The organism is Gluconobacter sphaericus (genome assembly GCF_016757795.1).
GTDB classification, from domain to species: domain Bacteria; phylum Pseudomonadota; class Alphaproteobacteria; order Acetobacterales; family Acetobacteraceae; genus Gluconobacter; species Gluconobacter sphaericus.
Map to the genome: position 1 here is coordinate 36299 of NZ_CP068421.1, position 23802 is coordinate 60100.

General features: G+C 53.1%; 19 protein-coding genes and 5 pseudogenes. 14 read left to right on the forward strand and 10 right to left on the reverse strand.

Features of this window, described 5'->3' with window-relative positions:
- Positions 1-202: 202 nt before the first annotated feature.
- Positions 203-931, forward strand: coding sequence for an MBL fold metallo-hydrolase (locus tag IGS75_RS14575; protein ID WP_337249228.1), 729 nt, complete (start codon positions 203-205; stop codon positions 929-931).
- A 437-nt stretch (positions 932-1368) separates the two neighbouring features.
- Here IGS75_RS14575 and IGS75_RS15940 read toward each other — a convergent pair.
- From IGS75_RS15940 to IGS75_RS14600, 5 genes and pseudogenes are all read right to left on the reverse strand, one after another.
- Positions 1369-1527 (reverse strand): annotated as a pseudogene (locus IGS75_RS15940) (transposase); the annotation flags it as partial.
- A gap of 80 nt (positions 1528-1607) precedes the next feature.
- Positions 1608-2900: a HipA domain-containing protein gene (locus IGS75_RS14585; RefSeq protein WP_202258986.1), complete on the reverse strand. Its 1293-nt coding sequence runs from the start codon at positions 2898-2900 to the stop codon at positions 1608-1610.
- A complete protein-coding gene (locus IGS75_RS14590) occupies positions 2893-3492 on the reverse strand; it encodes a helix-turn-helix domain-containing protein (protein WP_202258988.1) in 600 nt (199 codons plus the stop codon). Before IGS75_RS14590 ends, IGS75_RS14585 begins: the two co-directional genes overlap by 8 nt.
- Before the next feature lie 232 nt (positions 3493-3724).
- Positions 3725-4506: pseudogene (locus IGS75_RS14595) on the reverse strand (IS5 family transposase).
- A 95-nt stretch (positions 4507-4601) separates the two neighbouring features.
- Positions 4602-5369 (reverse strand): GntR family transcriptional regulator, encoded by a 768-nt coding sequence (locus IGS75_RS14600; protein ID WP_202258990.1) that lies wholly within the window; start codon positions 5367-5369, stop codon positions 4602-4604.
- 237 nt (positions 5370-5606) lie between these two features.
- Here IGS75_RS14600 and IGS75_RS14605 point away from each other — a divergent pair, with 237 nt between their 5' ends.
- From IGS75_RS14605 to IGS75_RS14620, 4 genes are read left to right on the forward strand one after another with little or no spacing between them, the layout of a single operon-like run.
- On the forward strand, positions 5607-6086 hold the full coding sequence (locus IGS75_RS14605; RefSeq protein WP_202258992.1) for a sugar dehydrogenase complex small subunit: 480 nt from the start codon (positions 5607-5609) through the stop codon (positions 6084-6086).
- A 15-nt stretch (positions 6087-6101) separates the two neighbouring features.
- Positions 6102-7697 carry a GMC family oxidoreductase gene (locus IGS75_RS14610; protein ID WP_202258994.1) on the forward strand — a complete coding sequence of 532 codons (1596 nt, stop codon included), beginning with the start codon at positions 6102-6104 and terminating at the stop codon, positions 7695-7697.
- Positions 7698-7700: 3 nt separating this feature from the next.
- Positions 7701-9080, forward strand: coding sequence for a c-type cytochrome (locus IGS75_RS14615; protein ID WP_237469175.1), 1380 nt, complete (start codon positions 7701-7703; stop codon positions 9078-9080).
- 3 nt (positions 9081-9083) lie between these two features.
- On the forward strand, positions 9084-10682 hold the full coding sequence (locus tag IGS75_RS14620) for a carbohydrate porin (protein WP_202258996.1): 1599 nt from the start codon (positions 9084-9086) through the stop codon (positions 10680-10682).
- Positions 10683-10734: 52 nt separating this feature from the next.
- Here the strand turns inward: IGS75_RS14620 and IGS75_RS14625 are convergent, their stop codons facing one another.
- Both IGS75_RS14625 and IGS75_RS14630 read right to left on the reverse strand, forming a co-directional pair.
- The gene (locus IGS75_RS14625; RefSeq protein ID WP_202258998.1) at positions 10735-11877 is read right to left on the reverse strand and encodes an IS3 family transposase; all 1143 of its coding nucleotides are present in this window, start codon (positions 11875-11877) and stop codon (positions 10735-10737) included.
- A 52-nt stretch (positions 11878-11929) separates the two neighbouring features.
- The gene (locus tag IGS75_RS14630; protein ID WP_202259000.1) at positions 11930-12289 is read right to left on the reverse strand and encodes a winged helix-turn-helix transcriptional regulator; all 360 of its coding nucleotides are present in this window, start codon (positions 12287-12289) and stop codon (positions 11930-11932) included.
- 100 nt (positions 12290-12389) lie between these two features.
- On the opposite strand from IGS75_RS14630, the gene IGS75_RS14635 reads away from it, so the two are divergent.
- From IGS75_RS14635 to IGS75_RS14650, 4 genes are read left to right on the forward strand one after another with little or no spacing between them, the layout of a single operon-like run.
- On the forward strand, positions 12390-13442 hold the full coding sequence (locus IGS75_RS14635) for a zinc-binding alcohol dehydrogenase family protein (RefSeq protein ID WP_202259002.1): 1053 nt from the start codon (positions 12390-12392) through the stop codon (positions 13440-13442).
- Positions 13435-13821: a nuclear transport factor 2 family protein gene (locus tag IGS75_RS14640; protein WP_159264472.1), complete on the forward strand. Its 387-nt coding sequence runs from the start codon at positions 13435-13437 to the stop codon at positions 13819-13821. The genes IGS75_RS14635 and IGS75_RS14640 overlap by 8 nt, the downstream gene beginning before the upstream one ends.
- On the forward strand, positions 13818-14252 hold the full coding sequence (locus IGS75_RS14645; RefSeq protein ID WP_159264470.1) for a cupin domain-containing protein: 435 nt from the start codon (positions 13818-13820) through the stop codon (positions 14250-14252). The genes IGS75_RS14640 and IGS75_RS14645 overlap by 4 nt, the downstream gene beginning before the upstream one ends.
- 4 nt (positions 14253-14256) lie before the next feature.
- A complete protein-coding gene (locus IGS75_RS14650) occupies positions 14257-15408 on the forward strand; it encodes an L-dopachrome tautomerase-related protein (RefSeq protein ID WP_202259004.1) in 1152 nt (383 codons plus the stop codon).
- Between the two features lie 175 nt (positions 15409-15583).
- Here the strand turns inward: IGS75_RS14650 and IGS75_RS15775 are convergent, their stop codons facing one another.
- Complete coding sequence (locus tag IGS75_RS15775; RefSeq protein ID WP_337249229.1) at positions 15584-15982, reverse strand: recombinase family protein; 399 nt, start codon at positions 15980-15982, stop codon at positions 15584-15586.
- On the opposite strand from IGS75_RS15775, the pseudogene IGS75_RS14660 reads away from it, so the two are divergent.
- Positions 15914-17304, forward strand: a pseudogene (locus IGS75_RS14660) (Tn3 family transposase); the annotation flags it as partial. The gene IGS75_RS15775 and the pseudogene IGS75_RS14660 overlap by 69 nt on opposite strands.
- Before the next feature lie 679 nt (positions 17305-17983).
- Here the strand turns inward: IGS75_RS14660 and IGS75_RS14665 are convergent.
- On the reverse strand, positions 17984-18883 hold the full coding sequence (locus IGS75_RS14665) for a LysR family transcriptional regulator (RefSeq protein ID WP_202259006.1): 900 nt from the start codon (positions 18881-18883) through the stop codon (positions 17984-17986).
- A 100-nt stretch (positions 18884-18983) separates the two neighbouring features.
- Between IGS75_RS14665 and IGS75_RS14670 the strand changes: the two genes are divergently transcribed.
- The gene (locus IGS75_RS14670) at positions 18984-19826 is read left to right on the forward strand and encodes an SDR family oxidoreductase (RefSeq protein WP_202258830.1); all 843 of its coding nucleotides are present in this window, start codon (positions 18984-18986) and stop codon (positions 19824-19826) included.
- A 284-nt stretch (positions 19827-20110) separates the two neighbouring features.
- Positions 20111-20900, forward strand: a pseudogene (locus tag IGS75_RS14675) (transposase).
- A gap of 138 nt (positions 20901-21038) precedes the next feature.
- Here IGS75_RS14675 and IGS75_RS14680 read toward each other — a convergent pair.
- On the reverse strand, positions 21039-21980 hold the full coding sequence (locus tag IGS75_RS14680) for a GlxA family transcriptional regulator (protein WP_237469154.1): 942 nt from the start codon (positions 21978-21980) through the stop codon (positions 21039-21041).
- 127 nt (positions 21981-22107) lie between these two features.
- Between IGS75_RS14680 and IGS75_RS14685 the strand changes: the two genes are divergently transcribed.
- On the forward strand, positions 22108-22911 hold the full coding sequence (locus tag IGS75_RS14685; protein WP_202258832.1) for an SDR family NAD(P)-dependent oxidoreductase: 804 nt from the start codon (positions 22108-22110) through the stop codon (positions 22909-22911).
- A 43-nt stretch (positions 22912-22954) separates the two neighbouring features.
- Positions 22955-23719: pseudogene (locus tag IGS75_RS14690) on the forward strand (SDR family oxidoreductase).
- Positions 23720-23802 lie beyond the last annotated feature (83 nt).

Genomic DNA, 23802 nt, shown 5'->3' on the forward strand with positions numbered 1-23802 from the left:
CGCCGGATGGTATCGGGCAGCACCCATCGTCTGTCCGATACCAGATGAGCAAGCCAGGGATAAGCTCATGTCATCAGAACGAATGTTTCAGGCACATGAAATCAGCCGTTACCGTGTCGGAGAGTTCGCCGTAACGGTTCTGAGTGACGGCTCTCTGGACGCCTCGCTCGACCTTCTTGATGGGATTGATCAAGATGAGGCGTTGTCGCTGCTGAGCGCGGCAGACACTTCACCTTCATCGCACATGAACATCAATGCATTTGTTATTGAGGCCGGTGCGCGGACCATTCTTATCGATGGTGGTGCTGGAAACCTCAACGGCTGGGGCGGCCGACTGATTCCTGCGCTGATCGCCGCAGGTTATGACCCCCTGCAGATTGACACGATCCTTCTCACACATGGACACAGCGATCATGTCGGCGGTCTGGCAGGGCCTTTTGCTACAAAATCTTTCCGCAACGTTGAAAAGTTTTTCCTTCATCAGGCAGAGCTGAATTTCTGGCGAAACGAAGAGAGACGCGATGCTGCACCTGTTGCACATCAGCGCCTGTTCGACGTTGCTCGCAATGTCCTTGCTGCTTACCAGCAGCAGATAACACCTTTCGAGGACAGAGATGTTCTGCTCCCCGGGATCACAGCCGTCCATTTACCAGGGCATACGCCAGGTCATTCCGGCTATCTTTTGGAAAGTGAAGACGACTCTCTCCTGATCTGGGGCGATGTCCTGCATTTCCCCCATATTCAGGTAGCGCGGCCTGACGTCACTTTTGCTTTTGATCACAATCCCGGCTTGGCCGCAAAGACACGCCGTATGATTTTAACCGAACTTTCCCGCAATAATCGATATGTCACGGGCGTACATTTTAATGCACCCGTTAGAGCGAAAATCGAGAGCGACAAAGACGCATTCCGTCTGACTTACGATCTTTAGCCCATCAATAACGGCCGTCGCCTACAAGTCAGACATCAAAGTAGTCATCGTAGCGGACAGAAAGCCGCCATTGTCAGGTGAGCCGCGATAGACCGCGTTTGGGACAGAGCCATCGTCCAAACAAACTACGACAAAAATCAGCGTTCGGTTGAAACGGACATTGTTTGGCGGAACGAAATTTGGCGGGAAATAACCAATCTCGATGCTTCGCCTACAGTTGGTTAGTCTCCGTCACTCTCGGAGCCGTTCACCAAAGTCATACTGCACTGCCTCCACGACGGTTCCACACCGGCTTGATGGCCCGGACCTCCGCATCAGAGGCTAAACGTTGATTGACTGGTATAAAAGATAGAAATCAAGACGGTCTGAATTCGCCTTCTTCTCGGACGGAGAGGTGCTACCGCCAATTTTCTGGAAGCAGACATACTGCTTGGCGTCGGCAGATCACGCCATGGGTGCCCCGTACACGCGATCCACAACACCGCTTCCATGAATAGCCGGTTATTCCGGCCGCTGCGGCCGGGATCGCTCAGTTTGTCGAGGCAATGGGGCTCAATAAGCGCCCACTGGGAGTCCGTCAGCACAAAACGTTCCATCCAAGACTTGTATCACAAACCAAGCCTCATGTGATTCCTTACGGGCCTTAAAATGATAAGGTTGCAGCTTAAAATCCCGGTCAGCGGTTCCAGCTCTCGATTAAGCTAGTGAGCCTAATATCAATAGCGTTCGTTACGAAAGAGATTGCTTCTTTTGACAGGCCATTATCAATGCAGTCCTTCGCGATCGGTGTAATGAGCTCCTTCATAAGATTTATATAATTCTTTACATAGTCTGATAGGCTGTCATGCTCCCAGCCCATCCGGGCGGCCATAGCGTCCCAATGGTGCAGATGGATGTCCCCAATACTGTAATGGCTGCTGACAATCATTGAGAGATTGCACCTGTTTGGATGCTCTGCGTAAGGCAAATAAGTATTCAAATCATAAAGAGGAGTCAGTGCGGCGGCGTTATTTTCTCCCAAGAACAAAGAATAATTTTTAGCATGGGCGTCGGTGCCGCCTATGGCCCAGTTAAAAACGCAAGCCATGACAAATGAGAAGACATCCTGCTCAGAGGTGATTGATGTCTTTCTCAGCAGGTTGACTATTTCAATCATGCCTGGACCGCCGTCGGACTGATACTTTTCTGTTGGTGACTTGCCAAGAGCCTGACAAATATCCTCGGTATGCAATCGTAGAAGCTTTCCTCTGGAAGCATCTAATTTCCGGTCAAATCGCTCTACGACGATTGCCACCTCGTCACCGAAACGCATGACCCAGCTTTGGGCTGTGTCCAGGCCTGTCGCTCTGGCCAGCATCAGGCAGAAGTGCTCTCCTTCCACCTGACCCGGCATATCTGGGATAGGCGGTTTGAAGATGTGACTGGTGGGCTCAGCGCCTGTAGGTATCGCCCAGGTTTCATCCTGCAGCATACGCAGGGCGACCTTGGGCTGCGCTCCGGCTAAGCTGAACTTGCCGTTGTCTCCTGATGGCAGGAAACCCAAAGGACTTTGCCCTGTCCTCAACCCTCGCAGTTTGAGCTCGACTTCTCTGACGGTAAGGGGCGTCAGGCTTCCAGGCGAGAGCTTATCGACACTTTCTAGTGGAACCAGTTGCACGGCTCCAGCGCAGTCCTCTCCTACTTTCTCAAGAAGCCGTAGCGGATTGCGCGCACTGCACTTCCCAAAACCTCGACTTTCGTCCTTGGCCAGCCAATCCAGAGTAATTGCATTGTCCGGCAGCAGGTTCCATAGCCAGTTGGATACAACGCCTCCGCCATATCCCTCCTGCCTGACCGGCATCGAGAGAGAAATGGTCGCCGGAGGTAGGCCATCCTGGTCGCATTCGACATACTTGAGCCGTTGGGTGCCTCCTGCGTCCGTGACGTAGGCGCAAAGCTTGCCGGCAACTAGGACAGCAAGTTTAGTCATCCTTACCATCTCCTGGCTTGGGCCGTTGCGGCTTCGTAGCGGAAGCCTCTTCTGTCGTGGCGGCCCATGGCTGGCCCTCGTCTTTGGATGCCTCCGGCGGCAGTAGGGTGGGAAGCAGGTTTGAACCGATGGGCTTTTCGGAGAATGATTTCGTCAGAGGGTCCTTGATCACCCCCAGCTTGGACATCCTGTCCAGGGTTTCCTTCGCCGAGTTCCCGACGATCCCCAGCTTGGACATCCTGTCCAGGTTTTCTTTCACCGAGTTCCCGACGATCCCCAGCTTGGACATCCTGTCCATACCTTGCGGAACCCCACCAAACCGGTCGCGGTGCGCCAGAATTTCCTTATACTGAGGAGAGAGATCTTTGCTTTTTACTGCTTCAGACTGTCCAACAAAAATCTTGATTCCGAGCACAGTCAAAGCGCGCAGCACGCGACCAATTTCGGCCGTCTCGTTGCCTTGTTCGATGTCAGAAACCCACTTCCTAGAGCAGCCTAGCTTTTTGGCCAGAACGGTCTGGTTCATTCCCTGCGCCAGCCGTTTCTCTCTAATTTGGCTTCCGATGTCCGCTGCGTTGAATATGCCTTGCATAGGTGAAGCTCCGCTTTGACAAGCTTCCATAGGTGATGACACCCATAGATTGCAAGGTAATTATGAAACCTATAGGGAGCAATATCGATATGTCACCTATAGGCCGCAAGATGGTTATGAAACCTATAGGGGTCAATATAGAGATGACACCCATAGAGCGTATCATACACCTAAAGCCGATAAGGTATTGAAAACGTCCGCTTCGAAGTATTTGCGCCCCATAGCGGATTGACTAGGTCACGTTGACAAAAGACGTAATCCAGAGCTTTGCGGCGGCGAGATTGAGGAAGCTCATGAAAGACAGGGCGGTCTTGTCATAGCGGGTTGCAATGCGGCGGAACTGCTTGAGGTGGTTGAACATCCGCTCGATGCGGTTGCGATCCCTGTAACGCCGCCAGTCTGTTTTCTGTGGAGCGCTGCGGCCTTTACGTGAGGGAATGACCGGCAGGATACCGCGCAGCAGCAGATCCTGGCGGAAACTGTCGCTGTCATCGCCCCGGTCGGCCAGCATGGCTCTGGGGCTCGGGACCTGCAGCTTCATCAGGGCATCTGTGGCTTTGTAGTCCGAGACCTGCCCGCCTGTGAGGACAAAGCCAAGAGGACGTCCCTGATTGTCGCATCGGGCGTGGATTTTGCTCGTAAAGCCGCCGCGTGACCGACCAAAAGCTTCCGCATGAGCCCCCCTTTTGCCCCAGTGGCCTGCGAATGGGCACGGACTACGGTGCTGTCGAGCATATGCTGCCAGTCATCGGTCAGCCCCAGCTCTACCAGGGTTTGCAGTAGGGCATCCCACACGCCCTGTTCAGCCCAACGGCGAAACCGGACATAAACGGAGTTCCACTTGCCGTAGCGTTCATGCATGTCACGCCAGGGACAGCCGGTCCGCGGAACATGCAGCATGCCATTGAGGAACCGGCGGTTGTCTCCGGCTGGACGGGCCCAACGTCCACGCTCAGGCGGCAGAAGCGGGCCAATCACCGCCCATTCATGATCCGTCAGATCGCCTCGTGCCATGCCTGTTCTCTCTGCCCGTTATCCCCAGGCAGGAAGTGAATCAGATCTCAGGCAGATCGTATAGATCTTTTGTCAACGTGACCTAAACACAGTTGCTAAAAAACAAGAGGTTTATGCTGCTCTTTTATAAGATTAACCACATCAAGAACATTTTCAAGATGATTTTTTAACATTTCTACCGAACCGTCAACATCTTTACTCTCAATTGAATTAATGATATTTCTATGATCTTGAGCTACCTCCATCATTCGCCCAAATATCGGCAAAGTTAACATTCTAAACCGATCAAGATCAGCCTTCTCGCGATTAATAGCCTTCCATATTTGTTGTCTTTTCGCCATTATTAGTAGAGATTCATGAAATTTTTCATCTGAAAGATGAAATTTTTCATGATCTAAATGACGAGCATGATATTCTTGTTCATCGATAATTTTATGCAAATCCTTTATTTTATCCGTAGTAATAATAGAGACAAGATCTCGGACTGATTGGCTCTCAAGTGCTGCGCGGTAGAATACAATATCAGGAAGCCCCGCAAGAGATATCGGTGCGACACGAGTGCCCGATTGGGGAAAAATCTCAACCAAACCTTCATCCTGCAGCTTGAGTATCGCTTCACGCACAGGTGTGCGGCTAACCTGCAAGTCATGACATATTTGATTTTCGTTTATCTGACTTCCAGGTTGCCTAGTCAAATAAAGTATTTCCTGGCGCAGTATGTCATATATATCCGTAGTCATTCGGCGCGTACGTCGAGCGAATTTTGCACTTGATGATGGATCATCAACATAAATCCCGCCCATTTTATGCAAAGCAGCAATGGTTGCGTAAAGCTGCGGGACAACATCCTTCTTGTTGGGCACCTAAGGGTTATCCTCTCTTCCATCTGAGATAGAAGCAGCAGTGCTGCTACTCCTGAAGCCGACGACTTGTAGCTACATTAAGCGACCATCACGAGCATTTGACAAGCCGTTAGGTCAATCCTCCGCAGACCAATCTGATATATTAGTATAATTGAAGGCTCATCGTATGATTCTCAAAGGTCATTTGTTTATGCGCAAGTTGTTACTCGTTGCAGTGCTAACGATCAAAGTTCAAATATGATGAACAATTCCTCTCAAAAAGTGTCAGAGCCTAGGCCGCAAATGGATTTGCAGCTTGGCCGCCGTCAGATGTTATTCGCATCATTGGCTGTCCCTTTCGTGTGGACAAAGGGAGTTCATGCTCAAGGCCAGAGTTTCTCACACTTCATGACGCTTTCTAATCGTCTCAGCGGGTATTCAGATCTTGATCGCCAGCTGGGTTTTAGAATTCACCAAAGTTTATCGAAAATGTTTCCTTCATTTGAAAGAGATATTTTGAATCTTGTCTCTGCCAATGAAAGTGAAATCGATCAGTCACCTATGGCGAAAGAGATCCTTAAGTGTTGGTATCTCGGAGTAATTGGCTCTGAAGAACAAAGTAGTTGTATTGCTTATATTTCTACTTTGCAGGTTAGAATTGTGTCCGATGTTCTACGCCCTCCAACCTATGCTTATGGCCCATATGGGTCATGGAGCACGCAACCTATTCCCGCCTGAAGGATCACACAATTTATGACTGATAAACTTTCTGCCGATGTCGTCGTGGTCGGCTCGGGTATCTGTGGCTCATTAGTGGCACGAAGGCTCGCCGAAGCTGGAGCCAGCGTGATCATACTGGAAGCCGGTCCTCGTATCACACGAGAGCAAATCACGGCGGCTTACCGTGCATCGCCTTTCAAAAGTGACTTTATGGCTCCGTACCCGCAAAGTCCTTGGGCACCACAGCCTTCATACACGCCAAAGGATAATAATTATCTGATTCAGGCGGGCCCCGTGCCATACACAGCTGAATATCTGCGCGTTGTTGGTGGAACGACGTGGCATTGGGCCGCCCAAGCATGGCGACTGCTACCAAACGACTTTCGTATCAAGTCTCTATATGGTGTGGGCCGTGATTGGCCTATAAGCTACAATGATCTTGAGCCATTTTATTATGAGGCTGAGGTTTTAATGGGTGTTTCTGGACCACTTGATAACGGTTCACCACGAAACAAACCCTTCCCGATGCCACCTGTGACGCCGAGTTTTTTGGAGCAACGTGTTCGTGAGAAGATTGCACCAAAATATAATCTGATCACCAACACAACTGCTCGTAATAGTGTTTTTTATGATGGGCGGCCACAGTGTTGCGGCAATAATAATTGCATGCCGATTTGCCCAATTGATGCCCAATATACTGGCGGAATTGCTGCAAAATCCGCAGAAAAATCAGGTGCTAAAATTTATCCCAATTCAGTTGTTTACAAACTCGAACACGATGAAAAAGGCAATATTGTTGCCGCAAATTATTATGACCCTGATAAACGTTCCTACCGTGTGACGGGGAAAATATTTATTCTCGCCGCCAATGCGATCGAAATTCCCAAACTTCTTTTTCTTTCGGCCTCGGAAAAATATCCTAATGGCCTGGCGAATAGCTCCGGTGCATTAGGGCGCACATTGATGGACCATCCAAGTTCTTCTGTAGTATTTGAAGCTCCGGAAGAGCTTTGGGCTGGTCGCGGTCCGGTTAGTCCTTCTTCTATTCAGGGTATGCGTGATGGAGCATTCCGCTCCGAACATTCGGCCTTCAGATTAGATCTTTCAAATTCGTCCCGCGTCGCGGGAGTGACAAAAGATCTGATTTCAAAGGGTTTCACAGGTCAGAAGCTACAAGATGAGATAAGACGTCGCTCCGCTCATGAAATCAGCATGAAAAATGTTCTAGAGCAGTTGCCTGACCCCAATAACCGAGTAACACTTGCAGATGAAAAGGATGCTCTTGGGATACCCAAACCTAAACTTCATTACTCATATGATGAATACATTCATCGCGGGATGGATGCCACCAAGGATATTTATTTAGATATAGCGTCCATGATGGGAGCCACAAAAGTTCAGATCTCTCCTGACAGAGTCTATCATAATAACCAGCACATCACCGGAACTCTGGCAATGGGGAGCGATCCGGCGACAAGTGTTACGGATCCCCACGGACGTTCTTATGATCATCCGAATCTGTATTTTGTCAGTACTGGCGTCATGCCCACAGTTGCAACTGTGAACTCCACCTTAACGGCTGTTGCGCTGAGCCTTCGCACGGTTCAAGCTATTCGTGCGGGAGCCTGAACCGTGGTCTATAGAAAAAATCAACAACGCATGCTTCTCAGCATCGGGTCCGCCCTTGGTGTTGTGGTCGTATCATTTTCAGGCGTGGCATATGCCAGTGATGAATCTTTGATCCAAAAGGGTGCTTATCTTGCACGCGCAGCAGACTGCGCCGCATGCCATACAGCTCCTGGTGGTCAGCCTTTTGCTGGTGGCTTAGCGCTCAACACTCCTGTTGGAACCATTACCTCCACGAATATCACGCCGTCTGCCGGACATGGAATCGGACGTTATTCAGAGCAGGATTTTGCACGCGCTGTGCGTGAAGGTGTGCGAGGTGATGGCGCAAATCTTTATCCAGCGATGCCGTACACAGAATACAGCGCAATAACGGATCAAGATATTCATGCGTTATACGTCTATTTTCATGAGGGCGTGCAGCCTGTTGAAATAACAACACCAGAAACAAAGCTTTCTTTCCCCTTTAACATTCGGAGCAGCATGGCGGGCTGGAATCTGCTGTTTCTCTCAAAAGCTCGCTTTGAGCCCAATTCCAATCATAATGCTCAATGGAACAGGGGGCATTATCTTGCCGATGCCCTAGAGCATTGTGGAACCTGCCATACACCACGTAACTTTCTGATGGCGGAAAAAAATAGCCAAAAATATGGTGGCAGCTCACTGGGAGCATGGTTTGCGCCTAATATCACCGCCTCTCCTGACGGCATTCAGAGTTGGAGTGATGCTGATCTAAAAGCTTATCTGCATACGGGCCATGCTGCGGAGATAAATGCGCAAGCCGCTGGTGAAATGTTGGAAGCCGTCGACAAGAGTATGAGCCATTTGTCTGATAGCGATCTTGACGCATTGGTTACTTATATAAAATCCGTCGATCCTGTCTCAAGCGATCATGTGAACTTACCAAATTCAGCAAGGGTGAGTGTTTCTGATCCATTGTTTGAAAGCAACACGTCCGACACATCAAAAATGTCGGGGAGTGCACTTTATCAAGCTTACTGTGCAAGCTGCCATCAAGACATTGGGCAAGGACGGGACCATAACGGACTTCCCAGTCTTCTTCAGAATACAGTCTTCCATACACGAAACACCGATAACCTTGTCATGACGATCCTGAAAGGCGTGCATTCAGAGCGGGATAATGAACAGGGCATGCCTGCATTTGGAAATAGTCTTTCTGACGCACAGATCGCATCTATGGCGAACTCTCTGAGTGCTGAATTTGGCGACCCAGGGGTAAAAACCACTGAGCAACGTGTTGCTGAGTTGCGTGCTGGAGGAAGAACTAGTTTACTAGCATTAATAGCAAAAATAGGAATAGGTTTGGGGGTAGCTGCTATTGTTGCTCTGTTTTTTGTTTTCTTAAAACACAAGAAAGCATCATAAGAAATGTACAAGAAAAATAGTACTAAGCTACTAGCTTGGCATCTCAACCACAGCGCAAAATATACGTCTTCTCTTGCAACCTGCGTCGGTATGACTGTGTTGTTGTCAACATTCAGCATCACCTCCGCTTTTGCTCAAGCCTCCCCTGCCACTACGGTTTCTGCCCTAACAGAAACCATCAAGCAGAAGCCGCAACAGCCACAAGCCGTAGATCCGTGTTTATTCCAGGTAAGGTGCGGAAAATCATCCGCGTCGCACCACACAGGCATTGCATCATCGGGCATTCCTGCTGCAGCCCTACAGGCTACAACTGATATTCCCAACCTGATGGCCGATACCGTTCAACGAGCACGCGCTCCGGAAAGTAATCGAGGATGGATGTATTGGAATTACATGTTTGGCGATCTTGGTGGTATTCGCTCGTATCTTGCGCGTCACGGAATTGATTTTTCCGGGCATTGGATGAATGAAAGTGCCGGAAATCCAGTAGGGGGTCGTAAACAAGACGCCAAATCAACCGAGCATTGGGATATCAACGTTGTCGCTGATCTCGACAAACTAATGGGTATTAAGGGCGGCACATTCAAACTGAACATCATGAATCGCGAAGGTGGCGATTTATCTAGCCACGTTGTCGGAAACTGGCAGACGATTCAACAGATTTACGGTGCAGGACAGGACAACCGTCTCGCGGAAATGTCTTATAGCCAATATCTGAATGATAAGCGTTGGTGGTTTGCAGTTGGGTATATGCCAGTTGGCAACTATTTCGGTCGAGAAATATATGGTTGCGACTTTATGAATGTTTCTCTTTGCGCACATCCAATGACATTATCTTATGATAGTGGCTGGAGAAATAATCCTAAAGCCTCCTGGGGTTTTTTCGTTCGACGCAATTTTCCCGATGCTTTCTATTTCGAGACAGGTGTTTCTCAATCAAATCCTTATAACGGCAATCACGATAATGGCTTTAACTTGTCGATGACAGGTAGTGGCGTTGTTATTCCTATGGAATTTGGGTGGGAGCCAGGTAAGGTTCTCAACATGCTTCCTGGCCATTATCGCGTCGGTGGGTATTATGACAACAGCCATATCCCCTCATCTTATTACAATGTAAGCGGGCTATCGGCAGGCACATATGGAGGTCCTTTTGAGCTAATAAAAGGACATCATGGTGTTTATGCCATGTTTGATCAGATGCTGGTGAGTTTTGATCATGATCCGAACCGTGGTGTCGTTATCTGGGGAGGTATGGGCTACAGTAATCCCGATGTAAGTGCAGCAACGTACGAGTTTGCAGGTCAAGGCAGTATCATGCTGTTAGGTCCTTTTCGCTCTAGACCACATGATCTGATTGGTTTTGCTTGGGCTCGACTTTCAGGAAACCCGATGCATCAAAACTATCTTGAAGATGTTGCACATAGAAAAGGTTCTCCATTTACGCGAGCAACAGCCGAAAATCTTCTCGAACTCGACTACGGAGTGGCTGTTACGCCATGGCTAAATTTGCGTCCCAATATTCAGTATATTTTTAGGCCTGGTGGTGAAAACGTATATCATAACGCACTAGCACTAGGATTGGATTCAAAGGTTACTTTTTAGGTGGAGACATCGAAGAACCGTTGATTAAAGACCTTGAGTAGCCCCTAGATTTCTAGACGCCTTGAGCATTCAAAGTCTGCTGTTGTTCGAACTGCACGGGTGACAGCATCCCGTTCCTGACCTGCTTGCGCACCGGGTTATAGAACATTTCGATGTAGTCAAACACGTCCTGTCGGGCTTCCTGGCGCGTTTTGTGAGTTCGACGCCGGATGCGCTCGCGCTTGAGTGATGAGAAAAAACTTTCCGCTACAGCATTGTCGTGGCAATTGCCGCGGCGGCTCATCGAGTGTTCCAGATTGTGAGCCCGTATGAAGGCAGTCCAGTCCATACTGGTGAACTGACTGCCCTGATCGGAGTGGATCAGCACCCGGCTTTTGGGCTTTCGTCGCCATATGGCCATATGGAGCGCCTGCAGTACCACATCCGAGGTCTGGCGGCTCTGCATCGACCAGCCCACCACACGACGCGAATAGAGGTCGATTACGACTGCAAGGTAGGCAAACCCTTTCATGGTGCGGATGTAGGTGATGTCTGTGACCCACACCCTGTCGGGTGCCTCGACATCAAACTGCCGGGCCAGCGCGTTGTCGATGACCAGAGAGGGCCTGCCACTATGGCTACCTGGCCGCCGCCTGTAGCCAATCTGCGCTTTGATGCCCGCCAGTTTTGTCAGGCGTGCCACGCGGTTCGGACAGCAGGTCTCGCCCTGATCGAGCAGATCATCGTGCAGCTTACGGTAGCCATAAACCCTGCCACTGTCGTTCCAGGCCTGACGGATCAACGTGGCCTGTCGGGCATCCTCGCAAGCCCGTCGGCTCAACGGCTCCTTCCGCCAGGCATAGTAGCCACTGGGCTGCACGGCCAGACAGCGGCACATCGCCCGAACTCCAAAACGATCACGATGCTCAGCAATGAAGGCGTATCTCACTTTGCATCCCTGGCGAAATACGCGGTGGCTTTTTTTTAAGATGTCGCGCTCCTCGGTGACCCGGGCCAGTTCGCGCTTCAACTGCCGGATCTCGGCATCCTTGCCGGTATCGCCCGATACCACCTTCGCGAATTGCCGCTTCCACGCATACAGCGAATGTGTGCTGACCCCGAGCCGCTGCGAAACTTCCGCTACCGGATATCCCCGCTCGGTAATCTGCGCCACCGCATCACGCTTGAACTCATCACTGAAATTGGGCTTCCCCATCAACGCCTCCTGTCCTCATTTCTAGGAACCAAGGCGTCCAGAAATCTAGGGGCTACTCACATATCTCAGAAACATGCCTGAACTCTGTGTGCTCATCGCCCCAGGCCTTGAGAGCCATGATGACAGGCTCGAGGGTCCGTCCGCGTGGAGTGAGGCTGTACTCCACCTTTGGCGGAACTTCCGGGTAGACCGTCCGTAATACGAACCCGTCACGCTCCAGTTCGCGAAGCTGGGTCGTCAGCATTCTCTGGGTGATGTTGGGCAGGCGCTTGCGGATGGCGTTGAAGCGTAAGGTCCCCTGAAGCAGGTGATAGAGGATCACGCCTTTCCATTTTCCGTCGATGAGCTGAAGCGTTGCTTCAACAGCGCAGCCGGGGCTGCAATCAAGCGACTGATGGCGGATACGGGTCATAACGGTATCATTTCCGACACTATGGGCGTTAAAAGTGCGTTCTTGTCTGCAAACAGCATAATGCTCACTCTTCTCCTCATTCAACAGAGGAGCAGACATCATGCGGGCCATCGGTTATCAGACGCCGCTTCCCATCGAAAATCCGGCATCCCTTCAGGACATTGATCTACCGAAACCTGCCCCTTCGGGTCGGGATCTGCTGGTGGAGATCAGGGCTGTGTCGGTCAATCCAGTTGATACCAAAGTCCGTCGAAATGCGACACCGGAGGCGGGTCAGTGGCGCGTTCTGGGCTGGGATGCGGCGGGGGTTGTTGTTGGAACCGGATCGGACGTCACGGATTTCTCTGTCGGCGATGAGGTCTTTTATGCCGGCGCGATCAATCGCCCGGGGACCAACGCCGAGTTTCATCTGGTCGATGAACGGATTGTCGGTCGCAAACCCCGCTCTCTGAACTGGGCCGAAGCCGCGGCCTTACCGCTGACCGCAATCACCGCCTGGGAGATGCTTTTCGATCGTCTGGACATTCGTCGGTCTGTCCCGGGAACGACCCCATCCATATTGATCATCGGGGGTGCAGGTGGAGTCAGTTCTATGGCGATCCAGCTGGCCAAGGTTCTGACCGATATCACGGTCATTGCCACGGCGTCGCGCGCCGAAACGCAGGACTGGGTCACATCTCTCGGGGCAGATTACATAATCGATCACAGCAAGCCCCTGGCCGCACAGGTTGCCGCCCTTCCTAGTACCGCCCCCGGTTTTGTTTTTTCCACGACGCAGACAGATCGACACCTTGCAGAGATCGTCGAACTTCTTGCCCCTCAGGGACATTTCGGCCTGATTGATGATCCTGCTGAACTCAATGCTGTACCCCTCAAGCGCAAAAGCCTGTCCCTGCACTGGGAACTGATGTTCACGCGTTCACTATTTGGGACGGAAGACATCAGCGCTCAGGGGAAAATCCTGAACGACGTGTCGCGGCTCGTGGATGAAGGTCGTCTTCGTACAACGCTCGGCAAAAATCTTGGCGCGATCACCGCCGCCAATCTGCGAGAGGCTCACGCTCTGATCGAGAGTGGTCAGGCCAAAGGCAAAATCGTGCTCGAAGGTTTTCCTGCCGGCACACTGGGCCTGAACGGAGAAGATCATGACTGAAACAGCTAAAACGCTCGTGGAAACCTGGTACAGGACCGGTGATACGACACTCCTTTCTGCGGGAATTGTCTGGAGTGTTCTTCCGACCTTCCCTGAAGGTGGGCAGTATGTGGGACGAAAAGCTGTCGAAGAGCAGTTTTTCACCAGGATCATGAAACATTTTTCGGATTACGTGACACTTCCACACAGCGTCACCGCCGAAGGAAAGAGTGTCGCGACAACAGGTGTCTACCGCGTGCGAACAACGCGCGGGCAGTCAGGTGATATTGCCTTTGCGCATCTCTGGACCGTGGAAAACGGAGAGATCACGGCACTGCATCAGGTCGCCGATACTGCCGCCATACAGAAACTTCTTGAAAGTGGAGGACAGGTGTTATGAATGACGAAGAACATCTGATGACCCTCAACCAGACGGGTGGACGGTTCAACCTCAATGAAATTGCCGCAGCGTTCCCGGAAACGGCGGACACAATGCTGCTGGACACCTACCTGACCGACAAGCCTGAAGCCAGTATACGGGTCTTCCGGATTTATCGGGATGTGCCGCCGCATTATCATACCCAGTGCGATGAAGTACTCCATGTCCTCTCCGGGACAGGCACATTCTGGATAGATGATCCGGCTGACGAAGCCCCGTTTGCACCCGGCCATCTTCTGGTGTTCCCCCGTCGGGCTGTGCATGCCGTGCCCCGCATTCTGAGCCATCCTGTCGTTTTTCTCGCCATTGATACACCGCGTCGTGCACCGGACGACGTGGTATTCGTCGATCCTGCCGCCGGCACGCCGTCCGGTTTTATTGCGAGAATCTGACATCATGGGGTTCATGAAACAGATACGACGGCAGGATTGTTCAAAGAGAACTCTGCACAAAAGCGCAATCGCCGCTTTCATGGGGCTCGTTGCTGCGTGCGCGCACCTCGAACCTGTGCATGCCCAGACCATCAGGATTGAGGCAACCACTACGGCCATGGACTGGAACGCCGTAGCGCTTGCTGGCGGTCATGTGTTTGTCGCAGGCCCTCGCTGGAGCGGGTTTTCCGGACCGGCCGTGGGTCTTCTGACAAAGAATGGAAAGATAAAGCCTTTTCCAGATGCTGACTGGAATGGCTGGAAACCCGGGCAGGATGCAACGCATCGGTTTGTCAGCGTCAATGCCCTCCACGTTGCTCCTGACGGCACGCTCTGGGTTGTTGATACTGGAACTCCGTCTTTTGGAGGTGCTCCCATACCTGAAGGAGCCAAACTGGTCCGCATTGATCCGGCAACAGGTCATGTGCTGCGGATCTATCCTCTGGGCCTAGAGATCGCGCAGGCGGGCAGCTATATCGACGATATCCGTTTCAACGGAACGCACGCCTATCTCACGGATGCGGGCAAGGCCGCGCTGATCGTTCTTGATATCAAAACAGGTCAGGCACGTCGTGTTCTGGACAATGACGCGTCCACACGCGCACGGACAGGGCGGCCAATTATCATGGACGGACACGTCGTGGAGAGCCACCCGCATCAGCCGCTTCTGGTGAATGTCGATCCGCTTGAAGTCAGTCCGGACGGGAAATGGCTGTATTTCGGGCCGCTTGAAGGGCCGTGGTCTCAAGTTCCGACAGCATTTCTTGACGATCCTAATCTGTCATCAACCGATCTGTCTGCGGCTGTGAAGCCCTGGGCAGATTTACCTCCCATCGGGGGCAGCACCATGGACATTGCCGGTAACCTTTACTTCACCAACCTGAAGGATAACGGCGTCTATCGAAGGGACGTTTCCGGAAAGATCACGAGACTGCTCTCGGATTCACGTCTGCACTGGGCTGATGCACCTTGCCTTGCCCCTGACGGTCGTCTCTGGCTGCCCGTCGCGCAACTGGACCGTCTTCCGATGTTTCATCAGGGGCAATCCCGCAGTCACCAGCCGTTTCTGCTGGTATCCATCGATCCGCATATTACCCAGAGCAAAGATAAGCCATGAGCTTCAGTTTTGAGAAATTTTGGGTGTTTTCTGTGCCAGAAATTTTCTCCATCTGGCCTGATTTATCTTCAGGAGTGAGATATCGATAAAACGTTTGGCAGCTGATCCCGAGCTCAAAACACAGATCTGCTCTGTCCTTCTCTTGCACGTATAGAAGCCAGACCTGCGCGCGCGTTCAACGATCAATTCCCGAGTGAACTACGACAGTCCTGCAAAGCTCGCGAGGATCAAAACGACCATTTGCCGTGATGGTATCAATCGAAAATCCTTTGACCACCATCACCGTCAGTCCGACATAGAGTTTGGTCAGGTTCTCGACTAGGTTAACAAGACGACGTAAATCAAGTCTGAGGCAGTTCAGCTTACAAATCACAAGGGTATCGTTAGATCGTAAGGCTTTGAGGCACGCCCTTAGACCAGGGCGATCATCGCGCCGTCCGGATGCGGTATCTTCATAGATATGTTCTGGTCTGACCACGGCTTTTGCCAGAGCGTCATGTCGGACCGCATGATAGCTGTCGAACAGGCGGCGTCGGCTGGCACGCTGGTAGATGTGACGATCGAGCGCGGTCAACTGTCGGTTTCGCCGCTCCGTCGCTCGCCAGACGATCAGGCTGAGCTTCTCAAGGCGCGCCTGTATGATCTGCTGCCACGCGTCCGGATTACCGATTTTCTTGTTGAAGTCGCCGCGTGGTCAGGTTTCACGGATTGTTTTGTCGATGCCCGTAATTGTGAACCGACATTCGACCAGGCTGCCCTGATGGGATCAATCCTTGCCGACGCCACCAATCTGGGGTTGGGCAGGACGGCCGAAAGCTCGCGCGGTCTGACCCTGTCCCCACTGCGATGGACCACCGAATGGTATGTTCGCGACGAGACATATCTCGGTGCGCTGGCTACAATTGTAAATTGTCACACAGCCTACCCGATGGCGCGTAGTATCTGGGGTGATGGGAATGTTTCGTCCTCTGATGGCCAATTCTTTCGGGCTGGCGGTCGGCGCGAAGGGCGGGCTGATTACAATGGGCGTTACGGCACGGATCCCGGTGTTCTATTCTATACACACGTTACCGATCACTATACATCGTTCCATACCAAGGTCATTGTTGCGAATGCCGAAGAGGCCGCGTATGTTTTTGATGGTTTGTTGGACCACGAAAGTGAACTGATCATTCGCGAGTACGCGACTGATACGGTTGGTGCAGTCGATCACGTTTTTGGCCTGTGTCATCTGTTAGGTTTTCGGTTCACTCCGCGTATCCGGGATCTGAACGAACGACGTCTTTATAGTCTTGCTGCGCTACCGCCATGGCCCACCCTACGACCGCTGGTCGCGGAGGCGATCAATGTTCGGGCCATTGATGAGCACTGGAACGAAATTTTACCCCTGGCCGCCTCGATCCGGGCAGATGCAGTAAGGGCGTCAGTCATGTTACGCAAGCTGGCGGGATATCCCCGTCAAAATCCTGTGGTCCGGGCCTTGCGCGAAATTGGCTGTGTTGAGCGCACTCTGTTCATGCTCGACTGGTTCGACAACCCCGAACGGAGGCGAGGAAGCAGCAGCGTTCTTAACAAGGGCGAGGCACGCAACGCGCTTGCACGCGCCGTATTTTTAATCGTCTCGGTGAACTGCGGGGTCGCACGTTTGTAAACCAGCAGTATAGGGCATCGGGTATAACGCTTGTAACGGCAGCTATAACTTTGTGGAACACGGTCTATCTGGACCGTGCCGCTCAGCATCTTCGTCAGACGGGCATCGCGGTGCCCGATGATGTGCCTGCTCATGTCGTACCACTAGGCTGGGAGCATATTGGCCTGACAGGTGATTATCTTTGGGGCGAAATCGGACGGCCACGAGATGATTTCAGGCCTCTTCGGTTGCGATCCGGTTCTTAAAATCCTTAGAGCCTGATCCGAAAGTCTGTCAGGTCGATCTGCTGAGAGGTTCGACATCGGATTACTTTGAGTTTTTGCAGTGATATTTCTGCTTTTGAGCATCGAAACTCGTGATTGAGGATGCGGAAATCTCTCCTCAGCCGTCAGTTTCCGACTTTTGGATCAAGCTCTTAGCGTACGTTTTCGAACAGCCTCTCACCGCTTCCCCGATTGCCTTAGAGCCACTTTGCAGTAGTCGATACCATCGACAAGGTAATCTCGTGCGTTGCAGCACACCTGCTTCAGCTTTTTTACGAGGACAGCGGCCCCATGATCACTCCTACACGTCACAGCGGCGGGTCCGGTCCAGATTTATGAAATCAGTTTTTGGCAGCGCTGTTCGTGCCATGCGTTGTTGTCCGACACCTGCAGCCTCGCGAGTCATTGTGGCTACGACAGTAATCATTTCCAACAAGCCTTGGTTGGGCATTGAATCTTGCGAGCGGGTCAGAAAAATTCGTAAGGCGCTCGCCCCGCGCGACAAGGCGCGCTATGGCAGACGGCGCAAAGTTCAAAACACGCTCGTACGTCCAGAGGGTTGGGGCCAGGACGCGAAATGCTGAACTATAGGTAGCAACGAAATTCTGAAATCTTCCTGATTGATTTAAGACTACCAGTCCTAACAGTTCCCCCGTCCGCTTCATTCCAGCACTATTGTCTTCAGCACATCTATGAAAGCGCGCAAACCTGCAGGCACTCGACGATGACCAGGGTAATAGATGAACAAGCCGGGATAGGTAGGACACCAATCCTTCAGTAGCGCTACGAGCGTTCCCTTTTGCAAATGTGGTATCGCCAACCGCTCGGGCACAAAAGCGATCCCAAGCCCTTGAAGAGCAGCCTCAAGCTGCAACTCGGTACGATTGAGCATCAGCGGACCTCTAGCATCCACGGCGATCAAATGGCCGTGCCGCTCGAATTCCCATTTATACAGACGGCCGTTCGGGGTACGGGATCGAATGCAGGTATGCCGACAAAGATCATCCGGCGTTGTCGGATGATCTCGATTTACGAAATAGGATGGCGCTGCGACCGGAAGCATCCGGGACGGTCCGCCAAACCTTACGGCTACCATATCCAAGGGCACGGCTTCACCGAGCCTAAAACCCGCGTCAAAACCTTCAGCCACTATGTCGACAAAGGCCGGTTGCGCAACGAGGTCCACGCTCATCTCTGGATAACGCGCCAGGAAAAGCGGAATAACCGTTTGCACAAGCATCATTGCCACAGTTTCAGATGCCGTAAGTCGTAAATTACCCTTAGGCTGATCGCGTCCAGCGTCGATCTCAGCTAAGGCGTCATCGAGATCATGCAAAATTGGTCGAAGGCGGCTTACAAGACGCTCGCCGGCCTCGGTCGGCGAAACGCTGCGCGTCGTACGATTGAGCAATCGAGTTCCGATCCGGGCTTCCAAGCTGCTCATCATGTGACTGACAGTCGATGATGCCATGTCCAGTTCATCGGCGGCCCTGCGGAAACTTCTGTGCCTCACGATCGCGGCCAGGGCTCTCAGTTCGGTTAAGGACGGCCTGTCATTCATGGCATTTTAGCATCATGCTATCCAATATTAGCCTACTTATGACAATCAATCTATCTCGCTACATTTTCTGGGTAAACACTTTTCCCCTCTGGAGGGCAGCATGGCTCGCACGTGGCTTATTACCGGCATCAACAGTGGCTTCGGACGCGAGATGGCGGAGCAACTTCTCGCACGGGGCGATCGTATCGCCGGGACTGTTCGCAACGCAGATGCCGTTGACGATCTAAAGGCGAAATATGGCGATCGCCTTTGGACAGCCGTGCTCGACGTAACGGATACGCCGGCCATCTATAGGGTTGTAAACGAGGCTTTTTCCGACCTTCGTAAGATCGACGTCATCGTTAATAATGCGGGCTACGGTCTATTCGGCGCGGCCGAAGGACTGACTGACGAACAGATCATGCACCAGATCAACACCAATCTGGTCGGGCCGATTCAAGTTACGCGCGCCGCATTGCCGTATCTTCGCGCTCAGGGCGGCGGCCGCATCCTGGCGCTCTCCACCTACGGCGGTCAGGCGACCTATCCGGGCGCATCGCTTTATCACGCTAGCAAATGGGGTCTGGAAGGTTTCTTCGACTCTTTGACCGGCGAGGTTGCGCCCTTCAATATCGGCGTGACCATTATCGAACCAGGCGGCGCGCGCACCAGCTTCCGCAGAACAGCAGGAGCCTCAATGGGGGCGGAACTGGAAGCCTACAAGAACACACCGCTTGGTGTGATCCGTCATGTGCTTAGTGATCCATCACGTATTCCGAACGGTGATCCTGTCAAAATGGTGAAGGCCATGATTGGTAGCCTTGATCAAATGCCGGCACCCAATCGGATCGTGCTTGGCACTGATTCTTACACCATGATCCAAAAGGCTCTGAGCGAACGACTTGCCATGGTCGAGGCGCAAAAGGAGTTTGCGTCGTCCACCGACTTTCCTGTTGAAGATTAAGTCTGTGTCATCACAACCACCGTGAACCATGTGAAGGTGGTCCCAGGTAAAACGACCGCCGTTTGTTTCATGGCCACGGCTTGGCGTGCGGGCAATCGTGCAGCACGGTGGTACTGTCCTTGCCCATTGATACGCCCTCGGCTCGAATTAAGGACTGTCTATTGGAGTAGGTCGATGACGAAAGCGGATTTCACACAGCACCAGATGGAGGGATCGAAAAACTCCTTGGCTCTGACCTGTTCTGTGTGATTCCATTTCCCGTGCTTTGATTGAAGATATGGATCATGAGGCAGCTGGGTTTCTTTGATGTTGAAGATCGGCTTGCCCGGCTGAGCGGTCTGGGTGATCAGATCGAAGCGTTTTCCCGGACTGTGGATTTTGAAGCGTTCTGTCCTGATCTGGAAAACGCTCTGGCGTATTCCAATGGAAGCAAGGGCGGACGTCCGCCATTTGATCCGGTGCTGATGTTCAAGATCCTAGTGATCCAGACCTTGAACAAGGTATCGGATTAGCGGACGGAATATTTGATCAACGACCGGCTGTCGTTCATGCGCGCTGGACTCTGAAGTTCACCAAAGCAAAGCGGCAGGACGATGGAACCATGCCATCCAGCGATCTCGCCATCCCGCTCTTTGGATACAAATCCTATATTTCCATCGACCGGAAGTTTCGGCTGATCCGTAAATGGAAGACGACAGATGCCGCCGCCAGTGATGGCGCGCGATTAAGACAGGGCTTGCTTGATAACACCGACACAGCCTCAACGGTCTGGGCAGACACAGCCTATCACTCGAAAGTTAACGAAGACTTCATGGAAATCAGGGCTTTGTCTCAAAAATCCATCGCAAGAATCCGTATCTCAAACCCATGCCTCGGCATATTCAGAGATCCAACGCCGGAAAGTCCGTTATCCTCTCGCGTGTCGAGCATGTCTTTGCCGATCAGAAATCACAGACGGGATTGTTCATCCGAACAGTCGGTATCACTCGGGCCACCATGAGGATCGGGCAGGCCAATATCGTCTATAATATGCGCCACTTCCTCTTCCTGGAACGGATCAGCGCCAGCGCGTAGCCATCCAGCGAGTAACAGTTCCCGATCTGCGATAAACGCAGATCAAAAGCGACCAAAAGAACCGTCAATCAAATCGCCTCGCCAAAGCCCAAAATCAGAACCAACTCGCACCAGCCAACGGTTCTTCGATCTCTCCACCTAATACGCTTTAGCCAGTCTGCGCAGCGTTTGTGGGGGCTGACCATATTGGCGCATAAAGGCCTCGCGCATGCGACGGATGTCGACGAAGCCGGATTCCCGCGCAATCTGGTCCATCGGGTGACGCGTCTCCTCGATCATCAGACGCGCTGCCTCCAGCCGCATTTGCTCCACCGCCTTGGCCGGGGTCTGTCCGGTTTCGGCGCGGAAGGCGCGGGCGAACTGCCGAGGTGATAGCGAGACAACTTCGGCCAGTTGCTCCACGGTCAGCGGATCGACGAGGTGGGACTTGGCGAAGATCAAGGCCTTCTGGATGCGGTCGCTGCTGGGGGCGAGTTCCAGCAGTTCAGAGTACTGCGATTGCCCGCCGGCACGGCGGTGGTGCATGACGAGGCGGTGGGCGATCGCATCTGCGACGTCACGTCCCAAATCCTTCTCGATCAGCGCCACGGCGAGATCGAGGCCGGCAGTGAGACCAGCCGAGGTCCAGACCGCGCCCTCGTTGATGAAAATGCGATCGTCCTCGACGCGGACATTGGGGAAATCCTCGCGCATCTGCCGGGCATAGGCCCAGTGCGTGGTGGCGCGCCGTCCATCGAGCAGACCCATCTGCCCGAGAAGAAAGGCACCGGTGCAAAGTCCTGCCACGCGGCGTGATTCCTTCGCCATTGTACACAGAGTTTCGAGTGCCGCGTCATCCTGGCGAGGCGGGGGCATAAGGCCTGCGAGCAGCAGCAATGTATCGACCTGCCCAACGTCCGTCAGCGGCACGGTGGGCATCTCAAAGCCGCTCGACGACCTGACAGGGCCGCCTGCTACTGAAGCGATCGACAACGTGTAGTAGGCTTCGCCCTTCACGGCATTGGCGAGTTCGAATGCGGCCTGCACACCCAGCGCAAGGAACTGAAAGCCGGGGGTAAGCACCATGGAAACATGTGGCATGCGGCCTCTGAAATGGGATGTCCTAAAAACGTAGTTTATACGTCATATCGGACATAGAAGTTCGCGTCCATAAGGTTCGTGTCGAGAGCGAAGGCGCTCTTACGGATCAAAGCAAGGACACCAACCCATGGTCACCACGACATTCAAGGGAACCGCCCTCATTACCGGCGCATCGACCGGCATCGGCGCGATCTATGCCGACCGCCTCGCTTCCCGTGGCTATGATCTCATTCTCGTCGCCCGTAACAAGGACAAGTTGCAGAAGCTGGCCGTGCAGATATCGGACAAGACCGGCCGCTCAGTCGAAGCGCTGACCGCTGACCTGGGCGATGCTGCCGATCTCGCTCGCGTCGAGAAGGTGCTGCGCGAGGATGCTAGCGTGACTGCACTGGTCAACAACGCCGGGATCGGCACGCATACCTCGCTGCTTGAAAGCGATGTCGAGAAGATGGCGGCGATGGTGCAGCTGAACGTCACCGCGTTGATGCGGCTGACGTATGCTGCAGTGCCTGGCTTTGTGGCACGCGGCGGCGGCACGGTGATCAATATCGCCTCGATCGTCGCAGTTGCCCCGGAACTGCTCAACGGCGTTTATGGCGGCACCAAGGCTTTCGTCCAGGCCTTCACCATTTCGCTTAATCACGAATTAGCCGACCAAGGCATCCGCGCCCAGGCCGTGCTGCCGGGCGCCACCCGCACCGACTTCTGGGCGCTGGGAGGTCTACCAGTCGAGCAGTTGCCTAGCGAGATCGTGATGGACGCCGAAGACATGGTCAATGCGGCGTTGGTCGGTCTTGACCAAGGCGAGACCGCCACAATCCCCGCTCTGCGTGACATCGAACTGTGGAACGCCTTTGAAACCGCCCGCGCCGCGCTCGGCCCCCAGCTTTCCGCCACCCAATCCGCCCCGCGCTTCCACGTCGCGGTTTGATCCGACCCTCCAGCCATCTTCTCCAGACCAAGGGACAATTCCCATGAAACTCACCGGCAACACTATCTTCATCACCGGCGGCACCAGCGGCATCGGCCGCGGCCTTGCTGAAGCGCTTCATAAGCTGGGCAACCAGGTGATCATCTCGGGCCGCCGCACTGCGCTGCTTGACGAAGTGACCGCCGCCAACCCCGGCATGGCCGCAATCCCGCTCGACGTGACCAGTCTCGCAAGCATCCAAGGCGCAACGGACGAGCTGACCCACTGCTTCCCCGATCTCAACGTTGTGTTCAATAACGCAGGCTTCATGCCCTTCGACGACGTCAGCCGGCCAGTGGAGGATAATCTGGCGCAGGAGCTGATCACCACCAACCTGCTTGGCCCGATCCGGGTGACGTCCGCCCTGATTGAGCATCTCAAGACAAAGGCGCAAGCGACAGTGCTCTATACCAGCAGCGTGCTCGCCTATGTACCCATCGCCAGCAACGCGATCTATTCCGCCACCAAGGCCGCGCTTCATTCTTAGGCGCTGTCGCAGCGGTTCCAGCTGCGTGGCACAGGGGTGCGCGTACAGGAAATCGCGCCACCGTGGGTCGACACCGATCTGATCTATAAGAGCGGCGATCCGCGTGCGATGCCTCTGCCCGACTTCATCGAGCAGACGCTGGTGGCGCTGGCCACAGACGCTCCAGAAGTGATCGTCGATGCCATCCGTTCTATGCGCGACAATCCTGGCGCCAATGAACACGCCTTGGTCGAAGACTTCAACCAGAGCCTTGTCGAAAACCCGATCCCGACCGGCTTCTGAGTTTCTGCCTTTCAATCAACTTGCTGAAATTCGAAAGGAGACAGCCATATCCCGTGTCACTTATCCCAGAAGCGGCAGCAGCT

Excerpts from the sequence above, each read along its gene's own strand:
- IGS75_RS14585 (WP_202258986.1), bottom strand. The coding sequence starts at position 2,900 with ATGACTAAACTTGCTGTCCTAGTTGCCGGCAAGCTTTGCGCCTACGTC.
- IGS75_RS14590 (WP_202258988.1), bottom strand. The coding sequence starts at position 3,492 with ATGCAAGGCATATTCAACGCAGCGGACATCGGAAGCCAAATTAGAGAG.
- IGS75_RS14605 (WP_202258992.1), top strand. The coding sequence starts at position 5,607 with ATGATGAACAATTCCTCTCAAAAAGTGTCAGAGCCTAGGCCGCAAATG.
- IGS75_RS14610 (WP_202258994.1), top strand. The coding sequence starts at position 6,102 with ATGACTGATAAACTTTCTGCCGATGTCGTCGTGGTCGGCTCGGGTATC.
- IGS75_RS14620 (WP_202258996.1), top strand. The coding sequence starts at position 9,084 with ATGTACAAGAAAAATAGTACTAAGCTACTAGCTTGGCATCTCAACCAC.
- IGS75_RS14625 (WP_202258998.1), bottom strand. The coding sequence starts at position 11,877 with ATGGGGAAGCCCAATTTCAGTGATGAGTTCAAGCGTGATGCGGTGGCG.
- IGS75_RS14630 (WP_202259000.1), bottom strand. The coding sequence starts at position 12,289 with ATGACCCGTATCCGCCATCAGTCGCTTGATTGCAGCCCCGGCTGCGCT.
- IGS75_RS14635 (WP_202259002.1), top strand. The coding sequence starts at position 12,390 with ATGCGGGCCATCGGTTATCAGACGCCGCTTCCCATCGAAAATCCGGCA.
- IGS75_RS14640 (WP_159264472.1), top strand. The coding sequence starts at position 13,435 with ATGACTGAAACAGCTAAAACGCTCGTGGAAACCTGGTACAGGACCGGT.
- IGS75_RS14645 (WP_159264470.1), top strand. The coding sequence starts at position 13,818 with ATGAATGACGAAGAACATCTGATGACCCTCAACCAGACGGGTGGACGG.
- IGS75_RS14650 (WP_202259004.1), top strand. The coding sequence starts at position 14,257 with ATGGGGTTCATGAAACAGATACGACGGCAGGATTGTTCAAAGAGAACT.
- IGS75_RS14665 (WP_202259006.1), bottom strand. The coding sequence starts at position 18,883 with ATGAATGACAGGCCGTCCTTAACCGAACTGAGAGCCCTGGCCGCGATC.
- IGS75_RS14670 (WP_202258830.1), top strand. The coding sequence starts at position 18,984 with ATGGCTCGCACGTGGCTTATTACCGGCATCAACAGTGGCTTCGGACGC.
- IGS75_RS14680 (WP_237469154.1), bottom strand. The coding sequence starts at position 21,980 with ATGCCACATGTTTCCATGGTGCTTACCCCCGGCTTTCAGTTCCTTGCG.
- IGS75_RS14685 (WP_202258832.1), top strand. The coding sequence starts at position 22,108 with ATGGTCACCACGACATTCAAGGGAACCGCCCTCATTACCGGCGCATCG.